This is a genomic window from Streptomyces sp. NBC_00086 (assembly GCF_026343255.1).
In the GTDB taxonomy this organism is placed as follows: Bacteria; Actinomycetota; Actinomycetes; order Streptomycetales; family Streptomycetaceae; genus Streptomyces.
On record NZ_JAPELZ010000001.1, the window covers coordinates 5,331,295 to 5,356,738 of the forward strand.

Sequence of the window (25,444 nt, forward strand, 5' to 3'; positions counted from 1 at the left end):
TTACTCCTTGTGGGAGAGGGCGCGGACGGTACGGGAGGGGCTGGGACGCCCCAGCTGTTCGGCCATCCACACGCTCGTGGCGGTGAGGGCGGCCAGATCGACCCCGGTCTCGATGCCGAGGCCGTCGAGCATCCAGACGAGGTCCTCGGTCGCGAGATTGCCGGTGGCGCTCTTGGCGTACGGGCATCCGCCGAGGCCGCCCGCGGAGGCGTCGACGGTGCTCACGCCGTGCCGGAGCGCGGCGAGGGTGTTGGACAGGGCCTGGCCGTAGGTGTCGTGGAAGTGCACGCCGATCCGGTCGGTGCCCACGCCCTCCGCGTTGAGCGCGCAGAGGAGGGCCCGCACGTGCCCCGGGGTGGCGACGCCGATGGTGTCGCCGAGGCTCAGCTCGTCACAGCCGAGGTCCAGGAGGGCCTTGGCGACGCCGACCACCTGGTGGACCGGTACCGGCCCTTCCCAGGGGTCGCCGAAGCACATGGAGAGGTAGCCGCGGACGTGCGCCCCGTGCTCCTTGGCGCGGGCCACGACGGGCTCGAACATCGCGAGGGACTCGGCGACGGTCCGGTTGAGGTTGCGGGCGGCGAAGGTCTCGGTGGCCGAACCGAACACGGCGATCCGGGTGGCCCCGAGGGCGAGCGCGCGGTCGAGGCCGCGCTCGTTGGGGACGAGGACCGGCAGCGCGGCCTTCACGTCGGCGAGCAGCGGGAACAGCTCGTCGGCGTCGGCCAGCTGGGGGACCCACCGGGGGTGCACGAAGCTGGTCGCCTCGATGGTGGTGAGCCCCGCGGCGGCCAGCCGGTGCACGAACTCGGCCTTCACGTGGGTCGGGACGGCCGTCTTCTCGTTCTGCAGCCCGTCCCGGGCGCCCACCTCGTGGATCCGGACCCGGGCCGGGAGGCCCTCGTCCGGGAAGCTCATCGGAAGCCCGTTCATTCGGCCTTCTCCTCCTCGTCCGGAGTGACCACGGCGAGGACCTGGTCCATGGCGACCGTGGTGCCGGGGGTGACGTCGAGTTCGGTGACGGTGCCGGCGTGCGGGGCGGAGATGACGTGCTCCATCTTCATGGCCTCGACGACGAGCAGGCTCTGACCGGCGGTCACCCTCTCGCCGACGGCGACCTTGACGACGGTGACGGTGCCGGGCATGGGGGCGGCGAGGGTGTCTGCGCCGCCGCGGCCCGCGCCGCGGAGGTTCGCCTCGACCGGGTCGTGCGCCTGTACGTGCCAGGAGTCGCCGTCTCGGCCTAGCCAGGTCCCCTCCGGGGAGGTGGCGTGGCTGAACCGGTGGGTGACGCCGTCCAGTTCGACCGTGAGGTGCTCGGGGGTGAGGTGCACGATCCGGCCCCGGGCCGGGGTGCTGGGGCTCCGCCCCGGACCCCGCGCCTCAAACGCCGGCGGGGCTGGATGTGCCTGGGCGCCGTCGTCGAGCAGCAGCTCCGTGTCCGGGCCCGTTCCGGCGGACCGGGTACGGACCGTGACCGGGTCCTGGCCCGGGAGGCGGAAGTGCTGGACCGTCCAGGCGGGGGTGCCGCCCAGGCGCCAGCCGTTGGCGGAGTCGAACGGGTCGACCCAGCCCCCGGCAGGGTTTCGGGAAGGGGCGGGGTGGGGGAAAGAACCTCCGGCCAGCAGGGCCGCCGCCGCGTACACCTCGTCCGGGACCCCCTCGGGGAGGAGCTGGGACAGGTCCCGCTCCACCAGGCCCGTGTCCAGGTCGCCCGACACCACATCCGGGTGCGCGAGCAGGCGGCGCAGGAAGCCCGTGTTGGTCTGGACGCCCAGGATCACGGTGTCCGCGAGGGCGCCGCGCAGGACACGCAGCGCCGAGGCGCGGTCGGGACCGTAGGCGATGACCTTCGACAGCATCGGGTCGTACGTGGAGCCGGTGTCGACCCCCGCCGCCAGCCCGGAGTCCGTACGGACGGAGCCGCCGGACGGCTCCGACAGCGCCAGCACCGTGCCGCCGGACGGCAGGAACCCGCGCGCCGGGTCCTCCGCGCAGACGCGGGCCTCGATCGCGTGCCCGGTCAGCCGGACCTCCGACTGGCCGAAGCCCAGCTCCGCGCCCGCCGCGACCCGGAGCTGCTGCTCCACCAGGTCCAGGCCCGTGATGAGCTCGGTGACCGGGTGCTCCACCTGGAGCCGGGTGTTCATCTCCATGAAGTAGTACGAGGCGGGGTCGTGGCCCGGGACGATGAACTCCACCGTGCCCGCGCCGACGTACCCGCAGGACCGGGCCGCCTCCACCGCCGCCGCGCCCATCGAGGCCCGCAGCTCCGGCGTCAGCAGGACCGACGGGGCCTCCTCGATCACCTTCTGGTGGCGCCGCTGGAGCGAGCACTCGCGCTCCCCGAGGTGGACCACGTTCCCGTGCGCGTCCGCCAGTACCTGGATCTCGATGTGCCGGGGCCGGTCCACCCAGCGCTCCACGAGCAGGGTGTCGTCGCCGAAGGAGGACTTCGCCTCGCGGCGGGCCGCCGCGATCTCCTCGCCGAGCAGCGCGGAGTCCCGTACGAGCCGCATGCCCTTGCCGCCGCCGCCCGCCGAGGGCTTCAGCAGGACCGGCATGCCGATCTGCTCGGCGGCGGCGACCAGTTCGGCGTCGGACAGCCCGCTGCCCGAGGAGCCGGGGACCACGGGCACGCCCGCGGCCTTGACGGTCTCCTTGGCGCGGATCTTGTCGCCCATCAGGGAGATCGCCGAGGCGGGCGGTCCGATGAAGGCCAGGCCCGCGTCCGCGCAGGCGGCCGCGAAGGCGGCGTTCTCCGCGAGGAAGCCGTAGCCGGGGTGGACGGCCTCGGCGCCCGTGCGGCGGGCCGCGTCGAGCAGCCGCTCCACCGACAGGTAGCTCATCGAGGCCGCCGCCGGGCCGATGCGGACGGCCGTGTCGGCCTCCCGTACGTGCCGGGCGTCCGCGTCGGCGTCGCTGAAGACGGCCACGGAACGGATGCCGAGCTCCCGCAGCGTGCGGATGACGCGGACCGCGATCTCGCCCCGGTTGGCGACCAGAACAGTGCTGAACATCAGTGAGGTCCTCACGTCACATGCGGAAGATGCCGAAGCCCGAGTCGCCCAGCGGGGCGTTCGCGCACGCGGTCAGGGCCAGTCCCAGCACCTGCCGGGTCTCCATCGGGTCGATGACCCCGTCGTCCCACAGCCGCGCCGTGGCGTAGTAGGCGTTGCCCTGCTCCTCGTACTGCGCCCGGACCGGGGCCTTGAAGGCCTCCTCGTCCTCGGCCGGCCACTCCTGGCCCGCGCCCTCGATCTGGTCGCGCTTGACCGTCGCCAGGACGGAGGCCGCCTGCTCGCCGCCCATCACGGAGATCTTGGCGTTGGGCCACATCCACAGGAAGCGGGGGCTGTAGGCCCGCCCGCACATGGAGTAGTTGCCCGCGCCGTACGAGCCGCCGACCACCACCGTGAGCTTCGGGACCCGGGTGCAGGCCACGGCCGTGACCATCTTGGCGCCGTGCTTGGCGATGCCGCCCGCCTCGTAGTCCCGGCCGACCATGAAGCCGGAGATGTTCTGGAGGAAGAGCAGCGGGATGCCGCGCTGGTCGCACAGCTCGATGAAGTGCGCGCCCTTCTGGGCCGACTCGGAGAACAGGATGCCGTTGTTGGCGACGATCCCGACCGGGTGCCCGTGGATCCGGGCGAAGCCGGTGACCAGGGTCTGCCCGAACTCCGCCTTGAACTCCTGGAAGCGGGAGCCGTCCACGATCCGGGCGATGATCTCGCGGGCGTCGTAGGGGGTGCGGGAGTCGACCGGCACCGCGCCGTACAGCCCGTACGGGTCCACCTTGGGCTCCTGCGGAGCCTCGACCGACCAGGGCAGGGCCCGGCGCTCGGGCAGGGTCGCCACGATGTTCCGTACGATCCGCAGCGCGTGGGCGTCGTCCTCCGCGAGGTGGTCGGTGACCCCGGAGGTGCGGGAGTGGACCTCGCCGCCGCCCAGCTCCTCGGCCGTGACCACCTCGCCGGTGGCGGCCTTCACCAGCGGCGGGCCGCCGAGGAAGATCGTGCCCTGGCCGCGGACGATGACGGCCTCGTCGCTCATGGCCGGTACGTACGCGCCGCCCGCCGTGCAGGAGCCGAGGACGGCGGCGATCTGCGGGATGCCGGCCCCCGACATGCGGGCCTGGTTGTAGAAGATGCGGCCGAAGTGGTCCCGGTCGGGGAAGACCTCGTCCTGCATGGGGAGGAAGGCGCCGCCCGAGTCGACCAGGTAGAGGCAGGGGAGACGATTCTCCAGGGCCACCTCCTGGGCGCGCAGGTGCTTCTTCACGGTCATCGGGTAGTACGTGCCGCCCTTGACGGTGGCGTCGTTCGCGACGATGACGCACTCGCGGCCGCTGACCCGGCCGATGCCGGCGATCACCCCGGCGGCCGGGGCCGCGCCCCCGTACATCCCCTCGGCTGCCAGCGGGGCCAGCTCCAGGAAGGGGGACCCGGGGTCGAGGAGGGCGTCCACGCGGTCGCGCGGCAGCAGCTTCCCGCGGGCGGTGTGGCGGGCGCGGGCCTTCTCCCCGCCGCCGAGCCGGGCCGCCTCCAGGCGGGCCCGCAGGCCCTCGGAGAGCTCACGGTGGGCGGCCTCGTTGGCCCGCCAGGCATCGGACGCCGGGTCGGCGGCGCTCGTCAGCACTGGTGCCTGCTGCATCGGTCGAGCTCCCTTGCTCGGTGCGCTCTTGTTAATGAGCGTTAACGCATGTGGGACTTAGGTTAACGACCGCTAACGGCCCTGTCTAGAATGGATTCCCATGAGCACCAGAGCAGCCGCCCCGACCCGGCGCGAGCAGATCCTCGGCGAGGCTGCGCGCCTCTTCGCCGAGCGCGGTTTCCACGGCGTGGGCGTGGACGAGATAGGGGCCGCGGTGGGCATCAGCGGCCCCGGCCTGTACCGGCACTTCGCGGGCAAGGACGCGATGCTCGCCGAGCTGCTCGTCGGCATCAGCGAACGGCTGCTCACGGGCGGCCGCCGCAGGGTGGAGGAGGCGGCCGGTGACCCGTCCGGCGTGCTGGCCTCCCTCGTCGACGGCCACATCGACTTCGCCCTCGACGACCGGGCGCTGATCACCCTCCACGACCGGGAGCTGGACCGGCTGCGCGAGGCCGACCGCAAGCTCGTACGGCAGCTGCAGCGCAAGTACGTCGAGCTGTGGGTCGACGTCGTACGGGAGCTGCACCCCGAGGTGGGCGAGGCGGAGGTACGCGTCTCCGTGCACGCCGTCTTCGGCCTGCTGAACTCCACCCCGCACCTGGCGGCGCTCGGCCGGGACGCGACGGAGTCGCTGCTGCGCCGGCTCGCGAACGGGGCCTTCGGGGCGCTGTCGGGATGAGGCGGCGCGTCCGGGGTGTCCGGGGGGCGGGATGGAAGGGACGGCTCCGGGCGGGCGGCGGCAGAATGGGCCGCATGCCGAAGCCGATAGCTGTTCCCAGTCGAGCCGAACTCATCGACCACCTGGTCCGCACGCGGATCGCGGGGGACGTCGCGACTCCGCGCGAGAACAACCTCTCCCACTACCGCAAGCTCGCCAACGGTGACCGGCACTACTGGCTGGGCCTGGAGCTGGGCGACCGCTGGACGGACGAGCAGGACGTGCTCGCGGTGATGGCGGAGCGCTGCGGGGTCGTGGACGAGGCGACCCACCGCTTCGGCCAGGACACCATCGACCCCGAACTGACCGTGTCCGCGCTGGACCGGATGGCCGCGCGGTTGCGCAAGGCCGCGCTGGACCGGCAGAGCGTGCTGCTGGCCACGGGGCATCCGGGCGGGCTGCTGGACGTGCACCGGGCCACCGCCGACGCGTTGCGCTCCGCGGGCTGCGAGATCGTGGTGATCCCGCCGGGGCTGGTCGCCGACGAGGGCTCGGTGTGGCAGTTCGCGGACGTCGCGGTGCTGGAGCGGGGGGCGACGCTGTGGCACACCCACTCCCCGGAGCCGATGGCGGCGATCCTGGACGCGCTGGCCGCCCACGGGCGGCCGCAGCCCGACCTGGTCGTCGCCGACCACGGCTGGGCGGGGTGTGCGGCGCAGCGGGGCCTGGATGCGGTGGGGTACGCCGACTGCAACGACCCCGCGCTGTTCCTGGCCGAGGCCGAGGGCACGCTTCAGGTGGCGGTGCCGCTGGACGACCACGTCCGTGACCCCCGCTACTACGACCCGATGGTCGCGTACCTGCTTGCGGCGGCGGGCCTGCTGTAGCCCCTCCGGGGTCGGTCGTCTGGTGCGGCGCCGCTGCCGGGGACCCGGGCCCCGCGCCTCAATCGCCGGCGGGGCTGGATTTTCCCGCCCCGGCGGCCGGCGGAGCGGGGCGGGTCAGCGGACCCAGCTGCCCGTGAGGGTCTGGACGGCCGAGCCTTCGAGGTCGGCGAGCTTGGGGGCGACGAACTCGCGGGCCCAGTCCGAGGTCTGGACACGGAACGGGGCCGCTCGGCGGTCAGCGCCGCGACGACCGGGGCGGCGGCCTCCGCGGAGGTCTGTGCGCCGGAGTACGACTGCGTCGTGCGCTCGACGTAGGCCCGCAGCGCAGGGGCGTACGGCCCGGCATCGGCGAGCATCGCCGGGATGTCGAGCCCCAGGCTGGCGACGAACTCGGTGGCCACGGCCCCCGGTTCGACGACGGTCACCCCGACGCCGACGGTCGCGGCGACCGGCGCGAGCGATTCCATGAACCCTTCGACGGCGAACTTGGCCGCGCAGTACGCCTCGTTGAAGGGCTGGCCGATCACTCCGCCGACGCTGGTGACCGTGATGACCCGGCCGCCGGAGGCGCGCAGGTGGGGGAGGGCCGCGCGGGTCAGCTCGACGACGCCGAAGTAGTTGACCTCCATCGCGGAGCGGACCGGCTCCATGCCCTGCTGCTCGACGGTGCCCACGGACCCCGCCCCGGCGTTGTTCACCACCGCGTCGAGCCGCCCGTGCTCGGCGACGACCTCGGCCACGCAGGCGGCGACGGACACGGCGTCGGTGACGTCGAGCTGCTTGACCTGGACGAGGCCGGAGACCCCGGCCTCCTCGGCGGCCTTGAGCAGGGCATCGGCGCGGCCGGTGTCGCGCATGGTGGCGACGGTGTGCCAGCCGGCCTCGGCGGCCCCCACGGCCGCGGCGAGGCCGATGCCGGAGGAGGTCCCCGTGATGAGGACGGTCTTGCGGGGCGAAGAGGCCGGCGGGGTCGACGAGGTGGAGGGGGTCATGGCGGGCTCCAGGGTGCGGCGGACGGCACGTGAATAATCATCGCGTGTACACACACAGATTATCGTTGTGTGTGCGTACACGCAACCGGTACCCTGGCCCCATGGCGCACAACGACTTCACCCTGGGTGCTCTCACCCCCCGCGACCACGCCTTCTACGGGCTCGTGTGGGCGGGCACCACCCTCACCGCCCGGGTGGACCAGGCCCTCACCCGCCGGCACGACCTGCCGCTGTCCTGGTTCGAGGTCATGCTGTGGCTGCGCGCCCAGCCCGAGCCGGTCGCCCCCTCCGAGCTGGGGGCCAGGACCCTGCTCAGCCGCAGCCAGGTCTCGCGCGTCACCGACTCGCTCCAGGCCCGCGGCCTTGTCGAGCGGATCCCGTCCCCGACCGACGCCCGCTCGATACGCGTGGCCCTCACCGACGCCGGCCGCCGCGCCTTCGCCGAAGCCGATGCCACCCGCCGCGAGGCGCTGGCGGAGGTCTTCGACGACCGGCTCGACGACGCGGACATCGCCGCGCTGGAGGCGGTGTGGGCCAAGCTCAAGGCCCGCCCGCAGCAGTAGGGGGACCGGCGGGCCCCGGCGGCGGGGCGGGCGTCGGCGTCGGGTCCAGGTACACCCGGCGGATCGCCGGGAAGCGGTCCCGGAGCTGCGCCTCCGCGACCTCGCACGCCTCCTCCACCTGCCGCGCCGAAGCGAGATCGTGGAAGTCGACCTTCGCGGCGATCAGCACCTCCGCCGGCCCCTGCACGATCGTCGTCAATTCGAGGACGCCCTCGATGTGCAGCACAGACAGCAGCTCCTCCCGGACCTCCGCCCGCATCGCCTCCGGCAGCGGCCGCCCGATCAGGTACTGCGCGTTCGAGCGCCCCAGCTCCCACGCCACCCACACCAGCAGCAGCCCGATGAGGAGGGAGGCCACCCCGTCGTAGACGCCCGAGCCCGTGAGCTGCGCGCCGAGCAGGCCGCCGGCGGCCAGGGCCAGTCCGATCAGGGCGGCCACGTTTTCCAGGAGGACGGCCTTCACGGCCGTGTCCGGGGTGTGTTTCACGTACAGACCCAGGGGCGCCCGCATCCGCGCCGCCTCGCCCTTGACCTGCCGCCAGGCGACCAGGAGGGAGTAGCCCTCCAGGACGGCGGCGACGGCCAGGATGATGTAGGAGAGGGTCGGGTTTCCGGGGTCCTCGCCGTGGACGAGGGTGTGGATGCCGTCGTAGACGGCGAACACCGCGCCGCCGACGAAGGTGGCGATCGATGCGAGGAGGGCCCAGATGTAGCGTTCCGGCCCGTAGCCCAGCGGGTGCGCCTCGTCCGCCGGCTTCGCGCTCCGCTTGAGCGAGGCCAGGAGCATCACCTCGGTGACGGTGTCGGCCACCGAGTGCGCCGCTTCGGAGAGCATCGCGCTCGATCCGCTGACGATCCCGCCCACGGCCTTGGCCGCGGCGATGCCGAGGTTCGTGACGACGGCGACGATGACCGTGCCCACGCTCTCGTTCTCGCCGGGGCCGCCGCTTCCGCTTCCGTTCACCATCACATCGCTGCTGGACATGGTGTGACGTTATGTCGGGCGGCCGTACTACGCGCGCGGGACGCGCACCACGCCCTCCTGGATGACCGTCACGGCGAGCCTGCCGTCCTGGGTCCAGATCCGGGCCTGGCCCAGGCCCCGGCCGGCGGCCGCCGAGGGTGACTCCTGGTCGTACAGCAGCCATTCGTCGGCGCGGAACGGCCGGTGGAACCACATCGCGTGGTCGAGTGATGCGCCGACCACGTCGCCCACCGCCCATCCGCCCTTCCCGTGCGCGAGCAGGACCGAGTCGAGCAGGGTCATGTCGGAGACGTAGGTGGCCAGGCAGGTGTGCAGGAGCGCGTCGTCGCTCTCCAGCTTGCCGGAGGTGCGGAACCACACCTGCGAGCGCGGTTCGACCGGTTCGCCGATGCTGCCCCAGGGCGGGACCGTGGCGTACCGCAGGTCCACGGCGCCGCGCGCCTCGATGAGCCGCTCCACCGTGCCCGGGTCGCGGAAGACCTCCCGGTAGAGGGGGAGGGACTCGGCGGCCGTCGGGAGGGTCTCCGGATCGGGGGCCTCGGGCATCGCGGTCTGGTGGTCGAGGCCGTCCTCGTACGTCTGGAAGGACGCGGAGAGGTGGAAGATCGGCTGGCCGTGCTGGACGGCGACGACGCGGCGCGTGGTGAAGGAGCGTCCGTCGCGGATCCGGTCGACCGAGTACACGATGGGCGCGCCCGGGTCGCCGGCGCGCAGGAAGTACGAGTGGAGAGAGTGCGCGGTGCGGTCCTCCGGCACGGTCCGGCCGGCCGCCACCAGCGCCTGGGCGGCGACCTGGCCGCCGAAGACCCGCGGTACCAGCGCGGAACGGCTGGTACCGCGGAAGATGTTCTCCTCGATCTGCTCGAGGTCGAGCAGGTCGAGGAGAGTCGTGAGGGCCTCGTTCATGGGGGAAGGCTAGATGCCCTACAGGCCCATCGACTTGGCGATGATGGACTTCATGACCTCGCTGGTGCCGCCGTAGATGCGGTTCACGCGGTTGTCGGCGTACAGGCGGGCGATCGGGTACTCGTTCATGTAGCCGTAGCCGCCGTGCAGTTGGAGGCACTTGTCGATGACGCGGTGCGCGACCTCGGTGCAGAACAGCTTCGCGGAAGCGGCCTCGGCGGCGGTGAGCTCACCGGCGTCCAGGGCCTCCAGGGCGCGGTCGGCGACGGCCTCGGCGGCGTCCACCTCGGCCTGGCAGGCGGCCAGTTCGAACTTGGTGTTCTGGAAGTGCGCGACCGGCTTGCCGAAGACGGTGCGGTCCTGAACGTAGTCCTTGGCGAACCGGACGGCGGCCTTGGCCTGCGCGTACGCGCCGAAGGCGATGCCCCAGCGCTCGGACGGCAGGTTGGCGCCGAGGTAGTAGAAGCCCTTGTTCTCCTCGCCGAGCAGGTCCTCGACCGGGACCTTGACGTCGACGAACGCCAGCTCGGCGGTGTCGGAGGTGCGCAGGCCGAGCTTGTCGAGCTTGCGGCCGATGGAGTAGCCCTCGGACTTGGTGTCCACCGCGAAGAGGGAGATGCCGAAGCGGCGGTCGTCCTCGGTGGGGGCGGAGGTGCGGGCGCAGACGATCACACGGTCGGCGTGCACGCCGCCGGTGATGAAGGTCTTGGAGCCGTTGAGGACGTAGTGCGTGCCGTCCTCGGAGAGCTTGGCGGTGGTCTTCATGCCCGCGACGTCGGAGCCGGTGCCCGGCTCGGTCATCGCCAGGGCCCACATCTCCTCGCCGGAGACGAACTTCGGCAGGAAGCGCTTCTTCTGCTCGTCGGCCGCCAGCATCTTGATGTAGGGGAGGGCGAGCAGCACGTGCACGCCGGAGCCGCCGAAGTTGACGCCCGCGCGGGAGGTCTCTTCGTAGAGGACGGCCTCGAACTTGTGGGTGTCCAGGCCGGCGCCGCCGAACTCCTCGGGGACGTTGATGCCGAAGATGCCCAGCTCGCCGAGCTTGTAGTAGAACTCGCGCGGGGCCTGACCGGCCGCGAACCACTCGTCGTAGACCGGGACGACCTCGGCCTCGATGAAGGCGCGGATGGTCTCGCGGAACGCCTCGTGGTCCTCGTTGAACACCGTACGGCGCACGGCCGACTCCCTTCGTCGCGGCAGTCCGCCGCCCAATCTAAGCGCTTGCTCAGATTAAGTTACCGGCGAGTTGGTCGCGCTGTCCAGAGTGAGGTGGGGCACGTCGGTCCGCAGGCCGGTCCGCAGGCCGGTCAGAAGCCGTCGCAGACGGCGGAGGCGAAGGGGCCGGTGGCCGTCGCCGTGACGGGCGGGTCGTCGTCCACCGTCACCGAGCAGGTGGCGGTGCCGCCGGCGGGGCCCAGGGTGACGACGAGGGAGCCGCCCTTGACGAAGCCCTTGGTGGTGAGCTCCTCGGTCCAGGGCAGGGTCCGGTCGCCGACCTGGCTGGTGGACAGGTTCCCGTCGCGCCAGGTCGAGTAGGTGATGGCCACGCCCGAGGCGGTGCCGGTGGCCGCGTACGTGATCCGGGCCGGGCGCGCGGCCTCCTCGGACACCTCGTCGACGAAGACGGCGAAGAGGGCGGTGCAGCCGCCGAGCAGGAGCAGGAACAGGCCCAGGAGCACCCACGGCCAGCGGCGGCGCCTCCGGGGCGGCGGCGGGTACGGGGACGGGTACGGCTGCTGGGGTGGGCGCGGTCCCCAGTGAGGGGGGTCCGAGTGGCCCGAGGGGCTGTCCGGCCGGTTCATGTCCCCAGCGTCACCCCGCCCGCCGCACGCCGCGACACGGCCTACGGGGCGTCCGGGCCGTCGGTGTGGCGCAGCGCGAACCACAGCTCCATGCGGGTGTCCGGGTCGTCCAGGTCGGCTTCGCCCAGCAGGCCGGCGATCCGGGCGATGCGCTGGCGGACGGTGTTGCGGTGGATGCCGAGGGCGGCCGCGCTGCGGTCCCAGCTGCCGTGGTGGGCCAGCCAGGCCTGCAGGGTCTCCCGGAGCGCGGAGGAGAGGGGCGCGAGCAGGGCCTCGGCGTGGGCCCGGGCCTCGGCGGCGCCGACCAGGCCCGAGAAGCCGGGGTCCCGGTGCCGGACCAGCGGGGTACGGGCCGCCTCGGCGCGCTCCAGGGCCCGCCCGGCCTGCGCGTCGGCGCCGGGCAGGCCTCCGGGCTCGGCCGCGGCGCTCACCCCGAGCCGCCAGCCGGGCTGGGGGGCGGGCTCGCGGTGGGTGAGCAGGCGTACCGAGCCTGCGCGTGCGGAGCCCGGGGGTACGGAGCCGGGGTGTGCGGAGCCGGGGCGTACGGCGTCCTCGTGCACGGGATCCCCGGGTACGGAGTCCCCGCGCGGGTCCAGCAGTACGGTGCCCAGCGCGGCCGCCAGGGCCCGCGGGTCCCCGGTGCCGCGGGCGTGGACGGCGTACCAGGGTCCGGGGCCCAGTGCCGTCCCCGGATCCCCGTCGAGCAGCAGCCGGGTCAGGGCGGCCTCCGATCCGGCGGGGCGGTGGGCGGTGAGCAGCGTCAGCAGGACGGCCGCGACCGAGGCGATGGTGTGGTCCCCGGGTGCCCGCGTCGGGGTCGCGAGGGCGAGGACCCGCCCGTCGCCCAGGGCGTGGACGCCGAGGTGGAGCCCGCCGTGGGTCGCCGTGGCGGTGACGGCGGAGCCGGGTGCGACCCGTCGGGCGAGTTCGGTGAGCACGTCGAGGGCCTCGGGGGCGGGCGCTGTTCCGGCGGAGGCGCCGGGGGCGGTGAGGGTGGCCGGGCTGGCCGGACTGGCCGGAGTGGCCGGAGTGGCCGGTCCAGAAGATCCCGCCGGTCCTGTGGGCATCGGCCCGGGTTCGGCTCCGGCGGCACCCGCCCTGAGGCCCTGTTCCTGGCGGGCATCCGGGCCCTCCGGTGCGGAAGGCGCCGGCCCGGTGGGTGATGGGCCGGTCCCTGTCCCGGTGGGTGCGGTCTCGGCCCCCGCCCGGTTGCGCGCAGGTCCGGTCCCTGCCCCGGTGGGGGCGGACCGAACGGTGTTCGCCCCGGCGGTGGGCGCCGCCCCGGATCCCGCTGCTGCGGGCTCCGCCCCGGCCGTCCCCGCCCCGGTGGCCGCCGGGGCGTCCGGCCGGGTGGCGGGGAGGAGGCCGGCCCAGCCGCCGAGGGTCGCCGCCAGTCGGCGCAGGACCGCCGGGACCGGGTCCGGGCGGGCGGCGGCCGCCGCCAGGGACTGCTGGGCCTCGGTCACCCGGCGGAGCTCGGCGGTCCGGGCGCGGGCCATCAGCCGCCAGACGCTCCGGCCGACCGCGGTGAACGGGGTCCCGGGCGGCACCTCGACCAGGGGCAGCCCGTACCGCTCGCAGGCCTCGACGAGGGATCGCGGCACGGTCGTGAACACCGGGGTCACCCCGAAGCCGACGGCCCCGACCCCGGCCCGGACCAGCCGTGCGACGTACGGCCCCGCGTCGATCGGCCCGGCGTCCGCGGGCCGGGCGTGGCCGGGGCGAGCGTCGACGGGGCCGTCTCCCGGAGGACTCCCGTCCGCCCCCGAGGGCTCCGTGCTGCCGCCCGGCCCGTGTTCCGTCCCCCCGGCCGGCCAGGCCCCCGCGCCCGAGAGGCCCGCGCCCGCCGTCAGGAGGAGTTCGCCGCCCAGCAGGTACGGGGACGGGTCCGCCATCTCGGAGGCGTGCACCCCGTGCAGTTCGGCCTCGGCGGGCCCGGCCAGGTGGCGCAGCCCCAGCTCGTGGTCGGCGAGCAGTCGGCCGAGCGTGACCGGCGGGGTGGGCGGGGCTTCCATGGATACTCCGTACACATCGGTGGGGCCGGATGGATGAAACGTACACTTCGCGCCCCCGAGGTGTCCGTTTACGCTCGAAGGACCGCACCGCACACCTCCCCGGAAGGCCCCCCATGAGCACGCAGCCGCGCGGCCCCGTCGACTCCTCCCGCATCCCGCGCTACGCGGGCCCCGCGACCTTCGCCCGGCTGCCCCGCCTGGACGAGGTCGGTGGCAAGGCCGACGTGGCCGTCGTGGGCGTGCCCTTCGACTCCGGAGTCTCCTACCGCCCCGGCGCCCGCTTCGGCGGCAACGCCATCCGTGAGGCCTCCCGCCTGCTGCGCCCGTACAACCCGGCGCAGGACGCCTCCCCGTTCGCGCTCGCGCAGGTCGCCGACGCCGGCGACATCGCGGCGAACCCCTTCAACATCAACGAGGCCGTCGACACGATCGAGGCCGCCGCCGACGAGCTGATCGGCAACGGCTCCCGCCTGATGACCCTCGGCGGCGACCACACCATCGCGCTGCCCCTGCTCCGCTCGGTGGCGAAGAAGCACGGCCCGGTCGCGCTGCTCCACTTCGACGCGCACCTGGACACCTGGGACACGTACTTCGGCGCCGAGTACACGCACGGCACCCCGTTCCGCCGCGCCGTCGAGGAGGGCATCCTCGACACCGAGGCCCTGTCCCACGTCGGCACCCGCGGCCCGCTGTACGGCAAGCAGGACCTGGACGACGACGCCAAGATGGGCTTCGGCATCGTCACCTCGGCCGACGTCTACCGCCGCGGCGCCGACGAGGTCGCCGACCAGCTGCGCCAGCGCATCGGCGACCGTCCGCTGTACATCTCCATCGACATCGACGTGCTGGACCCCGCGCACGCCCCCGGTACGGGCACCCCGGAGGCGGGCGGCATGACCTCCCGCGAGCTGCTGGAGATCATCCGCGGGCTTTCCTCCTGCAACCTGGTCTCGGCGGACGTCGTCGAGGTCGCCCCGGCGTACGATCACGCGGAGATCACCTCGGTCGCGGCCTCGCACACCGCGTACGAGCTGACCACGATCATGAGCCGTCAGATCGCGCAGGCGAAGGCGAACCCGAAGGGCAACTAAGAGCGTGACGCACGACCACGACCTGGTACTCCGTCCCACCGAAGCCCAGAAGGCGGCGGCGCTCGCGCCCCCGCCGGGGCGCACGGGCGGGGACCTGGTCGTGGAGACGCTGCGCTCGCTCGGCGCGACCACCGTCTTCGGGCTGCCCGGCCAGCACGCGCTGGGCCTCTTCGACGCCGTCGGCCGCTCCGACCTGCGTCTGGTCGGACTCCGTACGGAGAACAACGCCGGGTTCGCCGCCGACGCGTACGGCCGGATGACCGGCGAGGCGGCCCCGCTCCTGCTGTCCACGGGCCCGGGCGCGCTCATGGCGCTCCCGGCCCTGGCCGAGGCGGCGGCGGCGTCGGCGCCCGTCCTGGCGATCTCCTCGCAGGTCCCTACCCCGGGCCTGGGCGGCGGCCGGCGCGGCCACCTGCACGAGCTGCGCGACCAGTCGGCCTCCTTCCGGGACGTGGTCAAGTCGGTGCACACCGCCCGGACCCCCTCCCAGATCCCGTCCGTGATCGCCGAGGCCTGGGAATCGGCGCTGACCGCCCCGCACGGGCCGGTGTGGGTGGAGATCCCGGAGGACGTCCTGCGCGCGGAAACCGTCATCCCGCAGGTCACGGGCATGGACGCGACCCCGCACGAACTGGCCCCGCGCCCGGAGCTGACCGCGCTGGCGGCGCACTGGCTGGAGAACGCCGAGCGCCCGGTGATCATCGCGGGCGGCGGGGTGATCCGCTCGGACGCGGCGGGCAAGCTGAAGCAGCTCGCGGAACGCCTGAACGCCCCCGTCGTCACCACCTTCGGCGGCAAGGGCGCCTTCCCCTGGACCCACCCGCTCTCCCTCCAGTCCTGGCTGGAGGACCGCCACATGACGGACTTCCTGGAGGACGCGGACGTCCTGCTGGTGGTCGGCTCGGGCCTGGGCGAACTGTCCTCGAACTACCACACGTTCTTCCCGGAGGGCCGGGTCGTCCAGATCGAGGCGGACCTCGGCAAGCTGGAGTCCAACCACGCGGGCCTCGGCATCCACGCGGACGCCCGCCTCGCCCTGCAGGCACTCCTCGAAACGGTCGCCGAGCGCCCCGACCCGCAGGCCCCCGAGCGCGTCGCCCTGCTCCTCGCCGACATCGCGACCCGGCTGGCCGAGCAGGACCTGACCCTGGAGCAGCAGCTCCTGACCTCGATCCGCCAGGCCCTCCCGCCCCGCTCCCCGTCCTTCTGGGACATGACGATCCTGTCCTACTGGGCGTGGTCGGCCTTCGACGCCAAGCACCCCAACACCATGCACTCGGCGCAGGGCGCGGGCGGCCTCGGCTACGCCTTCCCGGCGGCCCTCGGCGCGGCCGTCGCGGAGCCGGACACCCCGGTCCTCGCGGTCTCCGGCGACGGCGGCGCGATGTACTCGATCGCCGACCTGGCCACCGCCCGCCAGCACGACCTGGACGTCACCTGGCTGATCGTGGACGACGGCGGCTACGGCATCCTGCGCGAGTACGGCTGCGAGACGGGAACGGCGCTGACCGGCCCCGACTTCGTAGCGCTGGCGGCCTCCTTCGACATCCCGGCGACCACGACCACCCCGGAATCCCTCCGCGCGGACCTGGCCAAGTCCCTGAAGACCCCGGGTCCTTCGCTCCTGCTACTCCCGGCCAAGCTGAGGATGTTCGCACCCACCCACGTCTGAGGGGTGCGCGGACCGGGTTAGGTTGGTACCGGTCAGTCCCGGGCGCAAATCGCCGGTCGCACATCTTTGGGGGAGCGGTGTCGTTCGAGCAGCAGTGGGCCCAGCAGCGGCAATCCACGACCGCGCCGGGCACCGGAGTCCTCGCGACGGCCCCGCCCGAGAAAAAGAAGGCGGCCGACACCATCGAGAACGTCCTCCAGCCGGGGACGACGAAGGCGGCGGACGCCGCCGACGAGCCGACGACCGCTGCGGTCAAGGCCTTCGCCGGCTGGGAGACCGCGACGGGCCTGACGAAGGCGCACACGCACTGGGACGACCAGGTCAAGCGCCTGATGGGACGCCTGAACTCGGAGAAGACGTCCCTGCGCGGGGCGTCGAACCTCTTCACCGGCAACGACCAGCTGACGGGCCAGGGCTTCCAGCCGGTCACGTCCAAGCTCTCGGGCCTGTAGGGGAGACGGAGACGCGATGCCGAACTACCAGGAGATCGTCACCACCGACCTCGGGGCGCTCGTCACGGCCGCCGACGGCTGGAAGTCGATGGCGACGCAGTTCAAGACGATGGAAGACGTCTACGAGAAGGAAGTCCAGAGCGTTTCCAGTGGAAACGGCTGGCTGGGCAGCAGCGCGCAGACGGCGAGCAACAACGCGGCCATCACCCGCCGGGAGTTCGACGCGGCGCAGACCCAGGCGCTTGCCATGGAGTCCCTGCTCCGCGACGCGCACGCCCGCTTCACGGACCTCAAGGGCCGGGTGACCTCCGCCGTCGCGGACGCGGTCAAGGCCGGGATGAAGGTCTCGGACGCGGGCATCGCGAGCTACGACTTCAGCAAGGCCGACCCCGCCTCCGTGAACGCGATCCGGCACGACCCCGACCTCCCGGAGATCGAGCGGTCCTGGACCCGGAGCATCGCGGACGCGGTCAAGGCGGTCACGGAGTTCGACGAGGACGTACGCATCGCCCTCCTCAACGCGTCCGGAGCCGACGGCACTTCCCTCTTCGGCTTCAACTCCCGGGCCGTCGGCGACGTGGAGGCGGTGGAGGCCCTGGCCCTCACCCAGAAGATCCAGTCGGGCGACGCCTCCCCGGACGACCTCAAGCACTACGACGATCTGCTCCGCCAGAACGCGAAGGACAGCCACTTCAGCGAGGCGTACCTGCACTCGCTGGGCGCCAAGGACACCGTCCACCTGGCCGACCAGCTCAACCTGGCGTCCAACGAACGCGGCGCCTCGGCAGCCGACAAGAAGCTTTACGAGTCCATCGGCACGGGCCTCGCGGGAACCATCGCCTCGGGCACGAAGGACCCGGAGAGCTACGCCTACAAGCCCTTCATGGCGGGCCTGAAGGAACAGGGCCCGGCCCTGGTCGCCGACGGCCTGCGCCCGACGTACGGCTACCAGTCCCTGGTGACGCTGATGCAGCGCGGCGACGGCTACGGCAAGCAGTTCCTGAACGACCTCGGCGACGGCATGATCGAGGCCGAGAAGTCGAAGCCCCACATGTATGACCACGCCTACGACTCCCAGCGCCCGAACCTGGTCACGGACCCGCTGGACGGCCTCCTGGGCATCATGGCCAAGGACCCGGACGCGGCGACGCACTTCCTGGACCCCGAGGCCCCCGGCAACAAGAACGAGCACCTGAAGTACCTCCTCACCGACCGCGACATGCCGGACCCCTGGATCTCGACGGGCGTGGGCCAGCCGATCGAGATCCAGAACGACAAGACGGCCGGCCTCGGCGCGGCCATCCAGGCGGCGGCCACGGGCCACGTGGACGGCGAGAAGCTGGGCCCGCCCGGTCCGCACACGGAGGGTCAGGCGCGGGTGATGCACGATTCGATCCGCCTGCTGGACGACGACATGGGCGGAGATGAGTTCCCGAAGGACAGGGAGGGCCTGCGCCAGCCGATGGCGAAGGCGCTGGTCGACTACGTCGCGGACACGCACGAGATCCTGGGCGGGCAGAACCCCGACCTGGGGAGCGTCAGGGGCTCCGACTCCATTCACGGCTCGGGCGACCGGTCCCAGATCGCGGTGGGCCAGGGCAGTCTGATCCGCGTGATGCGGGGGATCGCGGACGACGGCCCGTCCTACGCGCTGATGGTCGAGGCGGAGCGGGCCTATTCGGCGGGCTTGCTTTCGGACGCCCCCGTGTTCACGGCCGATTCCCCGCACTCGGGGAGCGCCGACTGGGACAACCGTGCGCATGAGATCGGCGTGGCGAACGGCGCCCTCAACGGCATCGGGGCTGACGTGCACAAAGACAAGGAGGATGACAAGGTCGAGTGGGCGGAGGCCACGTCCACGTACTCGGCCGCCGGGGCCAACGGCCTCATCGGCGAGATACCGGTGGTGAGCACGATCGGAGGCTCGTTGATCGACGTGGCGGGTTACCACTGGGTCGAGGACGTCAAGGACGCCGCCGAGGAGCTGAGTAAGCAAGAGTCCAGCAACAACTACGCGGCGGGCGTGGAGGGGACCAACGCTCTGTTCGCGGCCTGGGGCAAGGACCGCGACATCCAGGGCGACCAGGCCTTCGAGCACGCCCAGAACACGGCGAACAGCTCCTACTCGACCGGACGGGAGGCTGCTCGTGGGCACCTGCGGCCTTGATCTGCGGAAAACCCTCGCGCGGTCTGCGGCCGCCGTGCTCGCCGTGCTGACGCTGGCGTCGTGCACCGCAGGCGAGACCGAGGCGAAGGCCGACCACCTGTGTGACATCACTCCTTCCTCGGAGGAGGACGTCCTCCTCCGGGAGATCCTCGGTAGGGGGACGGCTCCGGGTACGGACGTGGATGCCTTCAGGACCTTCATCCCCAACCGCACGAGCCGTCTCGTGGAGAAGCTGGGGCGCGAACTGCGGGAGATGGACCCGGCGAAGGAGACGTTCGCGCCATCCACCTGCACCTTCAGGCCGCCCACGCGGTCCGAGGGCGCGGCGTTCAGCGCCGGGTGGGCGCCCCGCACGTCGAAGTTCGTCGAGGAGCCCCTGCGCGAGGCGGGCCGGTTCGAGGTGAACGGAGCCTTCGGTCAGAGCAACTACTTCTCCACGAAGCTGTTCGTCCGGTGCGACATGCCCGGAGACCTCGCCGAGCCCTCGAAGACGGCATGGCTGTACGCGAACGCCTCGTACGTGGTCAACATCTCCCCGACGGAGATCCTCCCGGCCGACATCGACCAAGCGGCCAAGGACCGGCAGACGACGCTCACCTACCTCATGACCCGCCGCGTCACCGAAGCCCTCGGCTGCGAGAACAAGCCGCTGGCGAAGCCCCCCGTGGTGAAGCGGCTGCCTACACCCTGACCTCGGCCCAGACCGCCTTGCCGATCCCGTGGAGCCGGGGGCACTGCCCCCACCGCTCGGCCAGGGCCGCGACGATCGCGAGTCCCCGGCCCCGCTCGTCGGTGTCCGCCACCACCTGTGGCGTGAGCTTCACGGCGGGGCCGGCGTCGGCGACCTCCACGCGCAGCAGCCCGCCGTAGCGGGCGAGCCGGATGCCGAGGTCCCGGCCCTGCGGAGCATGCGAGTGCCGTACGGCGTTGGTGACCAGCTCGGAGAGCAGCAGCTCCGCCGCCTCGGCGGGTGTCGTTCCGATGCCCCACGCGGTGGCCTGCTCGCGCAGCAGCGCGCGGGCCCGGCTGGGAGCGCGGGTGTTGCGGGGCACAAGCCAGAAGATCTCGCCGGCATGCAGCACTGTCATGGCGTCGCCTCTCTAGAGATGCCCGATTAGTGAAGCGTTCAGTTGTGGGCCGGTCAAGCTTTCTCTAGAGATGTGTCCCGCTCGGTCTCAGGATGGACGAGCTTGTCGTCACTCCGTCCCCATGGGGTGCCTAGGATGACTAGAGATGATCAGGGAGGACCGCATGCCGAGTGACGGCGCCGTACGCCAGCCCAAGTACAAGCGCATCGCCGCCGCCCTGAAGGACGCCATCGCATCGGGCGAGTACGGGCCGGGTGACCGGCTGCCCGGGGAGAACGACCTCATGGCCTCCTACGGCGTGGCCCGGATGACGGCTCGGCAGGCGCTCGGGGTGCTCCAGTCCGAGGGGCTGACCGAAGCGCGCAAGGGCGCCGGGGTCTTCGTCCGGACGTTCCGGCTCATCCGGCGGCGGGGGATTCAGCGTCTGGCCACTGGCGTGTGGGGCGAGGGGCGTTCCATCTGGGACGCCGATACCGAGGACCGGGACCCCGTCGTCGAGTTCATCGGGGTCACTGCGGAACCAGTGCCCGATGCCGTAGCCGCCGTGCTCGGTCTCGCCGAAGGCTCGCTCGGCTGCGTCCGGCGCCGCAGGTTCCTGCTCGACGGGAAGGCCGTCATGTTCGCGACCTCCTACCTCGACGCCGCCCTCGTCGCCGGTACGCCCATCACCGAGCCCGACACCGGCCCCGGCGGGATCTACGCACGCCTCGCCGAGCTCGGCCACAAGCCCGCGCGGTTCCGCGAGGAGGTCCGCTCGCGGATGCCCGGCGCCGAGGAGGCCGCGAGCCTCGGGCTGGCCGCCGGGACGCCCGTCGTGCTGGTCGTCCGTACCGCCTTCGACCCCGACGGCCGGGTGGTCGAGGTCAACGAGATGGTCCTCGACTCCGCCGCCTACGTACTGGAGTACGAGTTCGACGCCCCGTAGGGCTCCGCCCGCCCCCGTAGGCCCAGCACCGCGCGCGGAACCCGCGCAACCCAGTTCGAATTGTTGCGGCGGGATGAAATCCGCCGGTCGGAGCGTTGGCGCTTCCGGTAGGGCAGGACGAACGGGGAGGCAGTACGTGGCTACGGCGACGGCGGAATCGGCGGCTGGAAGCAAACAGGGGTGGGGGAGGCGGCTCGCCGCCTACACCTGGCGGTACAAGGCCAATGTGCTGCTGGCCCTCGGATCCTCGCTCGGCGGCATGGCCGTCATGGCGCTCGTGCCGCTCGTCACCAAGGTGATCCTCGACGACGTCATCGGCGACCGGAGCAAGCCCATGACGCCCTGGGCGCTGATGCTCATAGGCGCCGCGCTCCTCGTGTACGTGCTGACCTACATCCGCAGGTACTACGGCGGGCGGCTCGCCCTCGACGTGCAGCACGACCTGCGCACCGACATGTACGACACCATCGCCCGGCTCGACGGCCGCCGCCAGGACGAGCTGTCCACCGGGCAGGTCGTGGGGCGGGCGACCACCGACCTCCAGCTGATCCAAGGGCTGCTCTTCATGCTGCCCATGACCATCGGCAACTTCCTGCTCTTCGGGATATCCCTCGGGATCATGCTGTGGCTCTCGCCGCTGCTGACCGTCGTCGCACTGCTCATGGCCCCCGCCCTCTGGTTCATCGCCAAGCGCAGCCGCAAGAAGCTCTTCCCCGCCACCTGGTACGCCCAGAGCCAGGCCGCCGCCGTCGCCACCGTCGTCGACGGGGCCGTCACCGGGGTCCGCGTCGTCAAGGGCTTCGGCCAGGAGGAGCAGGAGACCGGCAAGCTCCGCGACGCCGGGCGCCGGCTGTTCGCCGGGCGGATGCGCGGGATCCGGATGAACTCCCGCTACACCCCGGCGCTGCAGGCCGTACCGGCCCTCGCCCAGGTCGCCATGCTGGCCCTCGGCGGCTGGATGGCCACCAAGGGGCAGGTCACCATTGGTACCTTCGTCGCCTTCTCCACCTACCTCGCCCAGCTCGTCGGCCCCGTCCGCATGCTCGCCATGGTCCTCACCGTCGGCCAGCAGGCCCGCGCCGGCGCGGAGCGGGTCTTCGAGCTCATCGACACCGAGCCGGTGATCCAGGAGGGGACGAAGGAGTTCCCCGCGGACGCGTCCGCCACCGTCGAGTTCGACGACGTGCGCTTCGGGTACGACCCCGAGCGGCCCGTGCTCGACGGGTTCAGCCTGTCGATCGCCGAGGGGGAGACCGTCGCCCTCGTCGGTTCCTCGGGCAGCGGGAAGTCCACCGTTTCGCTGCTGCTGCCGCGCTTCTACGACGCCGACCGCGGTGCCGTCCGCGTCGGCGGCCACGACGTGCGCGAGCTGACCTACGACTCCCTGCGCGATGCCATCGGGCTCGTGCCCGAGGACTCCTTCCTCTTCTCCGACACCATCCGCGCCAACGTCGCCTACGGACACCCCGGCGCCACGGACGAACAGGTCCGCGCCGCCGCCCGCGCCGCCCAGGCCGAAGGGTTCATCGAAGCCCTCCCCGCCGGGTACGACACCAAGGTCGGCGAGCAGGGCCTGACCCTCTCCGGCGGCCAGCGCCAGCGCATCGCGCTCGCCCGCGCCATCCTCACCGACCCCCGCCTGCTGCTCCTCGACGACGCCACCTCCGCCGTCGACGCCCGCGTCGAGCACGAGATCCACGAGGCGCTGCGCGCCGTCATGGCGGGCCGCACCACCCTGCTCATCGCCCACCGCCGCTCCACGCTCGCGCTCGCCGACCGGATCGCCGTACTGGACCACGGGCGGCTCTCCGACGTCGGTACGCACGAGGAGCTGGAGCGCCGCTCCGCCCTGTACCGGCGGCTGCTCACCGACCCGGACGCGCTGGGCGCGGGCTCCCCGCGGACGCCCGAGGCGCCGGCGATGGAGGAGTTCGAGCGGGACATCGAGCGGGGCATCGAGCTCGAAGCCGAGATCGACTCCGAGCCGGTCAACGCCAAGCGCCGGGTGGCCGGCGGGATCACCCCCGAGCTCTGGCAGCGCCAGGAGGAGGCGGACGAGAAGACCACCGCCCCCGCGGGGATGTCCGCCACCCCCGAACTGCTCGCGCAGGTGGCCGCGCTGCCGCCCGCCGACGACACCCCCGACGTGGACGAGACCCGCGCCGAGTCCGCCGAGGACAGCTACAACCTCGGCCGCCTGCTGCGCGGCTTCTGGGCCCCGCTCGCGATATCCCTCGGCCTGGTCGCCCTCGACGCCGGCTCCGGACTGCTCCTGCCCATCCTGATCCGGCACGGCATCGACCAGGGCGTCGAAGCGGCCGCCCTCGGCGCCGTCTGGGCGGCGTCCCTCCTCGCGCTCGGCGTGGTCCTGGCCCAGTGGGCCGCACAGTTCGCCGAGACCCGGATGACCGGCCGCACCGGTGAGCGCGTGCTCTACGCCCTGCGCGTCAAGATCTTCGCCCAGCTCCAGCGCCTCGGCCTCGACTACTACGAGCGCGAGCTGACCGGCAAGATCATGACCCGGATGACCACCGACGTGGACGCCCTGTCGAGCTTCCTGCAGACCGGGCTCGTCACCGCCGTCGTCTCCCTCCTCACCTTCTTCGGCATCCTGGTCGCCCTCCTGATCCTGGACGTGGAGCTGGCGCTGATCGTCTTCGCCACGCTGCCCGTGCTGATCATCGGCACCGTCTTCTTCCGCCGGAAGTCCGTGGCCGCCTACGAGCTCGCCCGCGACCGGGTCGGGCTGGTCAACGCCGACCTCCAGGAGTCCGTGGCCGGACTGCGCATCGTCCAGGCCTTCCGCCGCCAGCGCGCCGGCGCCGTCCGGTTCGCCGAGCGCAGCGACTCGTACCGCGAGGCCCGGGTCCGCGGCCAGTGGCTGATATCCGTCTACTTCCCCTTCGTGCAGCTGCTGTCCTCGGGGGCCGCTGCCGCCGTACTGATCGTCGGCGCCGGGCGGGTGGAGGCTGGCACGCTCACCACCGGCGCGCTGGTCGCGTACCTGCTCTACATCGACCTGTTCTTCGCCCCCGTGCAGCAGCTCTCCCAGGTCTTCGACGGCTACCAGCAGGCCACCGTCTCCCTCGGCCGGATCCAGGGCCTGCTGCGCGAGCCCACCAGCACCCCCCGCCCGGCCGACCCCCGCCCGGTCCCCGAGCTGCGCGGCGACATCGCCTTCGAGGGAGTCGGCTTCTCGTACGGCACGGCCGAGGAGCGCGGGGAGAAGGAACCGGCTCTCACCGGGATCAGCCTGCGCATCCCCGCCGGGCAGACCGTCGCCTTCGTCGGCGAGACCGGAGCCGGCAAGTCCACGCTGGTCAAGATGGTCGCCCGGTTCTACGATCCGACCTCCGGCCGGGTCACCGCCGACGGGGTGGACCTGCGCGAGCTGGACCTGACCGGCTACCGACACCGCCTCGGCGTCGTCCCCCAGGAGCCGTACCTCTTCCCGGGGACCGTCCGCGACGCCATCGCCTACGGGCGGCCCGAGGCGAGCGACGCCCAGGTGGAGGCCGCCGCCCGCGCGGTCGGCGCCCACGCCATGATCGCCACGCTGGACGGCGGCTACCTGCACACCGTCACCGAGCGCGGCCGCAACCTCTCCGCCGGCCAGCGCCAGCTGATCGCGCTGGCCCGCGCCGAGCTCGTCGACCCCGACGTCCTGCTGCTCGACGAGGCCACCGCCGCCCTCGACCTGGCCACCGAGGCCCTGGTCAACCAGGCCACCGACCGGCTCGCGGGCAAGCGCACCACCCTGGTCGTGGCGCACCGGCTGACCACGGCCGCGCGCGCCGACCGGGTCGTGGTCATGGACCGCGGCCGGGTCGCGGAGGACGGCACCCACGCCGAACTCCTGGCCCGCGGCGGCCGGTACGCCGAGCTGTGGCGCACCTTCGCGGGCGAGGACGAGCCGGCCGCCGCGGCGTAGCGGAGCCGGGGCGAGGGGCCAGGAGCCAGGAGCCAGGGCTAGAGCTCGCCGAAGAGCAGGTTGCCCGGGGCGTCCTCCTCGGTGCCGGTGTAGTACTCCCGCACCGCGCCGAGGAGTTCGTCCACGGACAGGAACCCGTCGTGGTCGGCGTCGATCCGGGCGAAGAGCGCCTCGGTGTCCGCGTGGCTCAGCTTCGTGTCGAAGGCCGTCTGGGCCTTCTGGAACTCCTCGGGGCTGATCCGGCCGTCGTCGTCCTTGTCGACGACCAGGAGCATCGCGTGCGCCATCGGCCGGAAGGACTTGTCGTAGGCCGCGCGGTCGTCCCGGAAGAGGCGGGTCATGCCCTGCTTGTACTCCTCCGGCGTGACCTTCCCGTCCCGGTCCATGTCCAGCTCGGTGAAGAGCTCCTGCCAGAAGTCGACCAGCCCGCCCATCACCTGGGTCGCCTTGGGCGAGGTCGCCGGCTCGCCGAGGGCCGACAGCAGGCGGGAACCGAGCCCGATGATGTCGTGCTCGTCGATCACCTGGTCCTCGTTGACGTCGAGGTGGGCGAAGGCGCGGTCCAGCTTGCGGTCGAGCAGGTCGTTCGTCATATCGGTTGCCTTTCACGGCTACGGTACGGGGTCTTTCCCTCACCTAGCGTAATCTCCTGCGTGA

The 25,444-nt window shown here is 72.5% G+C and carries 20 protein-coding genes and 1 pseudogene; 10 read left to right on the forward strand and 11 right to left on the reverse strand.

All coding sequences use genetic code 11. The features are described 5' to 3' along the window. The 3 genes from OG276_RS23985 to OG276_RS23995 are packed head-to-tail and all read right to left on the reverse strand — an operon-like array spanning position 1 to position 4,653. The gene (locus OG276_RS23985) at positions 1–933 is read right to left on the reverse strand and encodes a hydroxymethylglutaryl-CoA lyase (RefSeq protein WP_266908598.1); all 933 of its coding nucleotides are present in this window, start codon (positions 931–933) and stop codon (positions 1–3) included. Continuing rightward, positions 930–3,020 (reverse strand): biotin carboxylase N-terminal domain-containing protein, encoded by a 2,091-nt coding sequence (locus OG276_RS23990; RefSeq protein ID WP_266908600.1) that lies wholly within the window; start codon positions 3,018–3,020, stop codon positions 930–932. The genes OG276_RS23985 and OG276_RS23990 overlap by 4 nt, the downstream gene beginning before the upstream one ends. Positions 3,021–3,036: 16 nt before the next feature. Further along, positions 3,037–4,653, reverse strand: a complete 1,617-nt coding sequence (locus OG276_RS23995) for a carboxyl transferase domain-containing protein (protein WP_266908602.1) — start codon at positions 4,651–4,653, stop codon at positions 3,037–3,039. Between the two features lie 100 nt (positions 4,654–4,753). On the opposite strand from OG276_RS23995, the gene OG276_RS24000 reads away from it, so the two are divergent. Both OG276_RS24000 and OG276_RS24005 read left to right on the forward strand, forming a co-directional pair. Beyond that, entirely contained in the window at positions 4,754–5,332 is a 579-nt protein-coding gene (locus OG276_RS24000; RefSeq protein ID WP_266908604.1) for a TetR/AcrR family transcriptional regulator, read from the forward strand. Positions 5,333–5,397: 65 nt separating this feature from the next. Then, complete coding sequence (locus OG276_RS24005) at positions 5,398–6,198, forward strand: phosphatase (RefSeq protein WP_266908606.1); 801 nt, start codon at positions 5,398–5,400, stop codon at positions 6,196–6,198. 114 nt (positions 6,199–6,312) lie between these two features. Here OG276_RS24005 and OG276_RS24010 read toward each other — a convergent pair. After that, positions 6,313–7,190: pseudogene (locus tag OG276_RS24010) on the reverse strand (SDR family NAD(P)-dependent oxidoreductase). A 101-nt stretch (positions 7,191–7,291) separates the two neighbouring features. Here OG276_RS24010 and OG276_RS24015 point away from each other — a divergent pair. Then, a complete protein-coding gene (locus OG276_RS24015; RefSeq protein ID WP_266908608.1) occupies positions 7,292–7,753 on the forward strand; it encodes a MarR family winged helix-turn-helix transcriptional regulator in 462 nt (153 codons plus the stop codon). Here OG276_RS24015 and OG276_RS24020 read toward each other — a convergent pair. From OG276_RS24020 to OG276_RS24040, 5 genes are all read right to left on the reverse strand, one after another. Continuing rightward, a complete protein-coding gene (locus tag OG276_RS24020; RefSeq protein ID WP_266913068.1) occupies positions 7,731–8,720 on the reverse strand; it encodes a cation diffusion facilitator family transporter in 990 nt (329 codons plus the stop codon). The genes OG276_RS24015 and OG276_RS24020 overlap by 23 nt on opposite strands. A gap of 45 nt (positions 8,721–8,765) precedes the next feature. Further along, complete coding sequence (gene tesB, locus OG276_RS24025; protein ID WP_266908610.1) at positions 8,766–9,644, reverse strand: acyl-CoA thioesterase II; 879 nt, start codon at positions 9,642–9,644, stop codon at positions 8,766–8,768. An 18-nt stretch (positions 9,645–9,662) separates the two neighbouring features. Next, the gene (locus tag OG276_RS24030) at positions 9,663–10,820 is read right to left on the reverse strand and encodes an acyl-CoA dehydrogenase family protein (RefSeq protein WP_266908612.1); all 1,158 of its coding nucleotides are present in this window, start codon (positions 10,818–10,820) and stop codon (positions 9,663–9,665) included. Between the two features lie 131 nt (positions 10,821–10,951). Beyond that, positions 10,952–11,323, reverse strand: coding sequence for a hypothetical protein (locus OG276_RS24035; protein ID WP_266908614.1), 372 nt, complete (start codon positions 11,321–11,323; stop codon positions 10,952–10,954). Between the two features lie 164 nt (positions 11,324–11,487). Further along, positions 11,488–13,461, reverse strand: a complete 1,974-nt coding sequence (locus OG276_RS24040) for a helix-turn-helix domain-containing protein (RefSeq protein ID WP_266908616.1) — start codon at positions 13,459–13,461, stop codon at positions 11,488–11,490. A 113-nt stretch (positions 13,462–13,574) separates the two neighbouring features. Between OG276_RS24040 and speB the strand changes: the two genes are divergently transcribed. The 5 genes from speB to OG276_RS24065 all read left to right on the forward strand — a co-directional run bounded on the left by speB (position 13,575) and on the right by OG276_RS24065 (position 19,534). Further along, entirely contained in the window at positions 13,575–14,552 is a 978-nt protein-coding gene (gene speB / locus OG276_RS24045) for an agmatinase (protein ID WP_266908618.1), read from the forward strand. Between the two features lie 4 nt (positions 14,553–14,556). Next, entirely contained in the window at positions 14,557–16,224 is a 1,668-nt protein-coding gene (locus OG276_RS24050) for a thiamine pyrophosphate-binding protein (protein WP_266908620.1), read from the forward strand. 77 nt (positions 16,225–16,301) lie between these two features. After that, a complete protein-coding gene (locus OG276_RS24055) occupies positions 16,302–16,676 on the forward strand; it encodes a hypothetical protein (protein ID WP_266908622.1) in 375 nt (124 codons plus the stop codon). Positions 16,677–16,692: 16 nt separating this feature from the next. Further along, a complete protein-coding gene (locus OG276_RS24060; RefSeq protein WP_266908624.1) occupies positions 16,693–18,843 on the forward strand; it encodes a DUF6571 family protein in 2,151 nt (716 codons plus the stop codon). Beyond that, the gene (locus OG276_RS24065) at positions 18,824–19,534 is read left to right on the forward strand and encodes a hypothetical protein (RefSeq protein ID WP_266908626.1); all 711 of its coding nucleotides are present in this window, start codon (positions 18,824–18,826) and stop codon (positions 19,532–19,534) included. The genes OG276_RS24060 and OG276_RS24065 overlap by 20 nt, the downstream gene beginning before the upstream one ends. Here the strand turns inward: OG276_RS24065 and OG276_RS24070 are convergent. Then, complete coding sequence (locus OG276_RS24070) at positions 19,524–19,931, reverse strand: ATP-binding protein (RefSeq protein WP_266908628.1); 408 nt, start codon at positions 19,929–19,931, stop codon at positions 19,524–19,526. The genes OG276_RS24065 and OG276_RS24070 overlap by 11 nt on opposite strands. 163 nt (positions 19,932–20,094) lie before the next feature. Between OG276_RS24070 and OG276_RS24075 the strand changes: the two genes are divergently transcribed. Continuing rightward, the gene (locus OG276_RS24075) at positions 20,095–20,856 is read left to right on the forward strand and encodes a GntR family transcriptional regulator (protein ID WP_266908630.1); all 762 of its coding nucleotides are present in this window, start codon (positions 20,095–20,097) and stop codon (positions 20,854–20,856) included. A 136-nt stretch (positions 20,857–20,992) separates the two neighbouring features. Then, a complete protein-coding gene (locus OG276_RS24080; RefSeq protein ID WP_266908632.1) occupies positions 20,993–24,787 on the forward strand; it encodes an ABC transporter ATP-binding protein in 3,795 nt (1,264 codons plus the stop codon). A gap of 38 nt (positions 24,788–24,825) precedes the next feature. Here the strand turns inward: OG276_RS24080 and OG276_RS24085 are convergent, their stop codons facing one another. Then, positions 24,826–25,380: an EF-hand domain-containing protein gene (locus tag OG276_RS24085; RefSeq protein WP_266908634.1), complete on the reverse strand. Its 555-nt coding sequence runs from the start codon at positions 25,378–25,380 to the stop codon at positions 24,826–24,828. Positions 25,381–25,444 lie beyond the last annotated feature (64 nt).